The organism is Methylobacterium sp. CCH5-D2 (genome assembly GCF_001556475.1).
Taxonomy (GTDB): domain Bacteria; phylum Pseudomonadota; class Alphaproteobacteria; order Rhizobiales; family Beijerinckiaceae; genus Methylobacterium; species Methylobacterium hispanicum.
This window is the reverse complement of the sequence record NZ_LSIX01000884.1, coordinates 1-4,419: the sequence shown is the minus strand read 5'-3', so window position 1 is coordinate 4,419 and position 4,419 is coordinate 1. Positions and strand designations below refer to the sequence as shown.

The following is a 4,419-nucleotide window of genomic DNA, read 5'->3' as shown; positions in this document are numbered from 1 at the left end:
CCTCGGGCGCCGGCCGGGCCGGTGCGGGCCGCGCCGCCTGCGCGGGGCGGGGCTTGCGCCGGTGGGTGCGGGCCGCCGGCGGCCGGGCGGCGAGCGGGGCCGGGCCGGCGAGGCCCGTGGCGCCCGGCAGCGCGATGGTCATGTGCTCGACGGCGGCGACGAGGTCGGCCAGGCTGGCCTCGGCCGTGCGGCAGAGGCGGATCCGCAGCGAGAGCGCGCGCCGCCCCGCGGTCGCGGCGGAGAGCGGGCCGAACAGCCCGTTGCCCGCCGCGCGGGCGCCGACGGCCGGCCGCTCGAACCATTGCCACGCGTAGAGGCAGTCGGCCCCGAGCGCGATGCCGACCGGGCCGTAGACGTTCCGGCGCGGCGCGGCCTGCACGCGCAGGACCTGGCCGGGGAAGCGCACCGCGATCTCGCCCGCGATGCCGAACTCGCTCGGCTTGGCGAGCCGGGGCGGGAAGGCCAGCAGGAGGTCGCCGGTCTCGTTGCGCAGCGCGATCTCGGCGTGGTTGCGCCCATCGCCGCCTTCGTACCGGATGCGCTGGTCGAAGCCGTCGCGCAGGCGCGTCTCGATCACCGCCTCGACCGGGCCGGCGCCGGGCAGGCGCAGGACCGGCGCGGGCTGGGCCGCGGCGGGCCAGGCCGCGGCGGCCGCGAGGGCGAGGGCGGCCGCGAGGGCGAGCGCGCGGAGGCCTGGTCTCACGGATAGCCCTTGTCGTTCGCGGCCGAGCGCTCGGAGGCGGCGCGGCCCGGCACCGAGAAGCGGTCGCCCTCGGCGGCGTTGCGGCCGCGCTCGGCCTGCTGGTCCTGCCAGAGGGTGCCCTGCGGCGGCGGGCCCAGGGTCTCCGGCTTGTCGAGGCCGTTGTAGCCGCGCAGCAGGGTGTAGCCGTAGCGCTCGTAGGGCATCGTGCCCGCGCCCGGCACGCGGCGCGCCACCAGGGGCGGGCTCTGCGTGGCCGGCTCACGGGCGTAGGTTCCGGGCGCGGGCGCCTCGGCGAGCGCGCGCTGCACCGAGGCCGGCGGATAGCGCAGCGGGTTGTCGAGGGGCACGGCGAGCGGGAACTCGTTGCGCTGCACGGCCGGCGGCACCGCCTCGCCCCGTCCGCCCGCGTCGGGCCGCGGCACGCGGCCGTAGGAGGCCTGCGGGTCGGGCCTCGGCGGCTCCGGCCGCGCGGCGCCCCGACCGGCCGGGGCCGGCGGCGGCTGGTTCGCGCAGGGCAGGGGCGGTCCGCCCGTATCCTCGCGGAACAGCATCTCGACCACCTTCGGGAACAGCCCGTCGTAGCGGTTGACCACCTCCAGATAGGGCCGCTGCCGCTTCAGCCGCTGCAGGGTGAGCGCGTAGCCGAACACCGTGCTCTCGCCCGGCAGCCACGCGACGGCGCGCTGAAACCACTCCAGCGCCGCGTCGAACTGGCAGGAATTGTAGGCGTACCACGCCAGCCCCTGCGCGCCCTCGCCGGAGGCGGTCGCGTTCACCACCTTCGCGTAGCGCTCGATCCGGGCGGGCTCGATGAAGGGCGGGTTGGCGAGCGTCAGCTTGCGCTCGAGGATGTCGATGAACAGCAGCTCGTTGCCGACGAAGCGGTCGCGCCACGCGTAGGCGACCTCCTCGGCCTCGCGCATCATGTTGAGTTCCCGCAGGGTGTGGGCGAGGCCGTGCGCCACCATCGCGTCGCCCCCGCGGGCGATGGCCTGCTTGAACCATTCGAGCGCCTCGCGGAACTGGCGGCGCTTGTAGGCGTACCAGCCGAGCAGCCCCGTCTGGCTCGGGTCGCCGCTCTTGCGGGCATAGGCTTGGAAGGCGGTGAGGTCGGCCACCGAAGGGGTCTGGGCCGGCTCGTCGTGCAGGAAGGCCGCGATGCGCGCCCGGGTGATGTCGAGGCGGATCGCGTCGAACTCGGAACCGCCCTCGGCGCCCTGACGCCCCGGATCCTGACGCCCCGGGTCCTGGCGACCCGGGTCCTGGCGACCCATGGCGATCAGGCGTTCGGCCTGGTCCATCTTGATGTGGGCCATGGCCTTCTGGATCGTGGCGAGGCGCGCGCCGGCGTCGCCGCTGCCGTCGAGCACGGACTTGTAGAGGTTGAACGCGTCCTCGGCGGCGCCGGTCGCGGCCAGCGCGTCCGCGATCGTCCAGATGCTCTCGACGTCGGCGGGGTCGAGGGCGCTCGGGTCGGCGCGGTAGAGGGCCACGACCGCCTCCGGGTTCTTCCCCGCCGCCCGGACGCTGCTGCGGAACTCGGCCCGGCGCAGCTTGCGCGCCAGTTCCTCCGAGGGCTGCCAGGCCGGATCGACCGAGCGGCGCGCGTCGATCGCGGCGCGCAGATCCTGGAAGCGGCCCGCGGTGAAGAGGTCCCAGAGCGGGGCCTCCTCGGGCGGGCTCGGCTGGAGGCTGTCGAGGTCGGCGGGCTCGCTCCAGCCCGGGTAGAGCCGCCGCAGCCGGGCGATCTCCGCCTTCATGCGGGCGGTCTGCTTCTGCGAGGCGTAGTAGCGCAGCGCGCTCTCGTCGACCATGCCGGGGGTCGTCGAGGTCTCGGGATCGACCAGGATCGCGGGCGCGCGGGCGCCGTCGCCGTAGACCACCCGCGGGGCCGCCGCCCCGCCGGCCGGATTGTCGGCGGGATTGCCGGAGCTGCTGCCGGAGGAGCCTCCCTGGGCGGCGGCGGGCGCCGCCCCGGCGAGCAGGAGCGCGAGGGCGAGGCCGGCCCGCGGGGTCACGATCTGAGGCATGACGGGTAGCGCATCCGGGCCGCGGTCAGCGCGAGCAGGTGGAGGGTCGTCGGATAGTAGTTCTGGTTGTCCTGCACCGTGCGCAGGGATTCGGGGATGGGCGTGCCGTCGCGCGCGCAGGCGACGAGGGCCGGCAGCGCCGTGTAGCCCGGTTCGCTCAGCCACTCCACGGGCCGGCCGTCCCGGGTGTCGACGATCGGCAGGCGCTCGCGGTCGATGCCGCCCCAGAGCGCCTGGAACGGCGCGTAGTCCTCCGGGCGCCCGACGCCGGCCCAGGCGAGGTAGAGCGGCACGCGCACCGCGTTGTACGAGAACAGCGGTGGGAAGCCGTCGGCCGGGCGCAGGCTCTCCTCCTTGGCCGAGATCCACTCGGTCGGCAGGCTCGCGGGACCGAAGCGCGACCCGCGCAGCACCGCGACGCCGCTGCGGATCAGCGCCGCCCAGTCGTATTCCGGCGCCACGATCGCGAGCCGCTGCAGGGCGGGGAAGACCCAGTAGGACAGGTTGACGAGGGGCCCGTCCGCGCGCTCGCGCGCGGAGAAGCCGGAGACGGCCGGCAGAAGCAGCGGCCCGTGCGGGTCCTTGAACAGGATGGTCTTGCGGCCGAACTCGACGGCGATGCGGCGCGCGGCCGTGCGGTAGGACGGCTCGCCCCAGGCCTCCGCCGCCTCGGTGAGCGCCCAGGCGACGAGGATGTCGCCGTCGGTGGCGTTGTTCATGTCGGAGACAGCGGGGCGCTGGTCGGGGGTCCAGCGCCAGGCGATCAGCTCGTCGGTGCGCACCATCAGGTTGGCGCGGGTCCAGCCCCAGATCCGCTCGAAGGCGGCGCGGTCGCCCGCCGCCACGGCGAGCAGCAGGCCGTAGCCCTGGCCCTCGCTGTGGCTGATCAGCCCGTTGGCGGTGTCGACGATGCGGCCGCGCTCGGTCACGAATCGGGCCCGGTAGGCGCGCCAGCCGGGATCGTCGCCGAGGCTGCCGGCCAGCGCCGGACCCGACGCAGGGCGGCTCGGGGCCGCGGGCTGGGGGGCGCCCGGCACGGCGGTGGCGGGCGGCACGGTGACGGCCTCGCCCTGCTGGGCGTCCTGAGCCCGCGCGGGGGCGCCCGCCGGGAGCGCCGCGAGGAGGAGAGCCGCGAGGAGGGCGGCGCGCGCGCGCGTGGCGAGGCTCACGTGTTCCTCCGGCCGAGCTGGCGCACCAGGGCCGTCGTGGCGAGGCCGAGGCAGAGGGCCATCAGCAGCGTCATGCCGACGTAGATCCCGGGATTGAGCGAGAGCCACGCGGCCGAGACCAGCCGGAGGTTGGCGAGGCTGCGCGGCTGCGTCTCGATCAGCCCGACGCTCCTGGGCTCGACGATGCTGAGGTTGCCGTCGGAGGCGTCCAGGAAGGCCGCCTGGCCGACGAGGCGCGTCCAGACCACGGGATCGACCAGGCAGGAGACCGAGGCCTTGAGCATCGAGGGGTTCGGGGCGGTGACCAGCACGGTGGTCTCGTCGAAGCGGGCGCCGCCCTCCGCCACGATCAGCGAGGCGCGGGGATTGAGCGGGACGGCCTCGCTGGGCGCGCCGTCGGTCCAGCCGGAGACCGTCTCGCGCGCCTGAGCCGCGTGCCGGACGAGCCCGTCCCAGGCCCCGGCCAGAACGGCCGGCAGCACGCTCGTCCCGCGGACGGACTCGTCCCAGCGGGCGA

The 4,419-nt window shown here is 75.8% G+C and carries 3 protein-coding genes and 1 pseudogene; all 4 read right to left on the bottom strand.

Annotated features, from left to right (window positions below; all coding sequences use genetic code 11):
- Positions 1–703 (bottom strand): cellulose biosynthesis protein BcsN (bcsN, locus tag AX737_RS23555; RefSeq protein WP_066925590.1); only part of this gene is annotated, 703 nt, incomplete at its 3' end.
- Entirely contained in the window at positions 700–2,733 is a 2,034-nt protein-coding gene (locus AX737_RS23550; RefSeq protein WP_066925587.1) for a hypothetical protein, read from the bottom strand. The genes bcsN and AX737_RS23550, both read right to left, overlap by 4 nt.
- A complete protein-coding gene (locus tag AX737_RS23545; protein ID WP_066925584.1) occupies positions 2,718–3,902 on the bottom strand; it encodes a glycosyl hydrolase family 8 in 1,185 nt (394 codons plus the stop codon). Before AX737_RS23545 ends, AX737_RS23550 begins: the two co-directional genes overlap by 16 nt.
- Positions 3,899–4,419: pseudogene (locus AX737_RS34800) on the bottom strand (cellulose synthase); the annotation flags it as partial. The gene AX737_RS23545 and the pseudogene AX737_RS34800, both read right to left, overlap by 4 nt.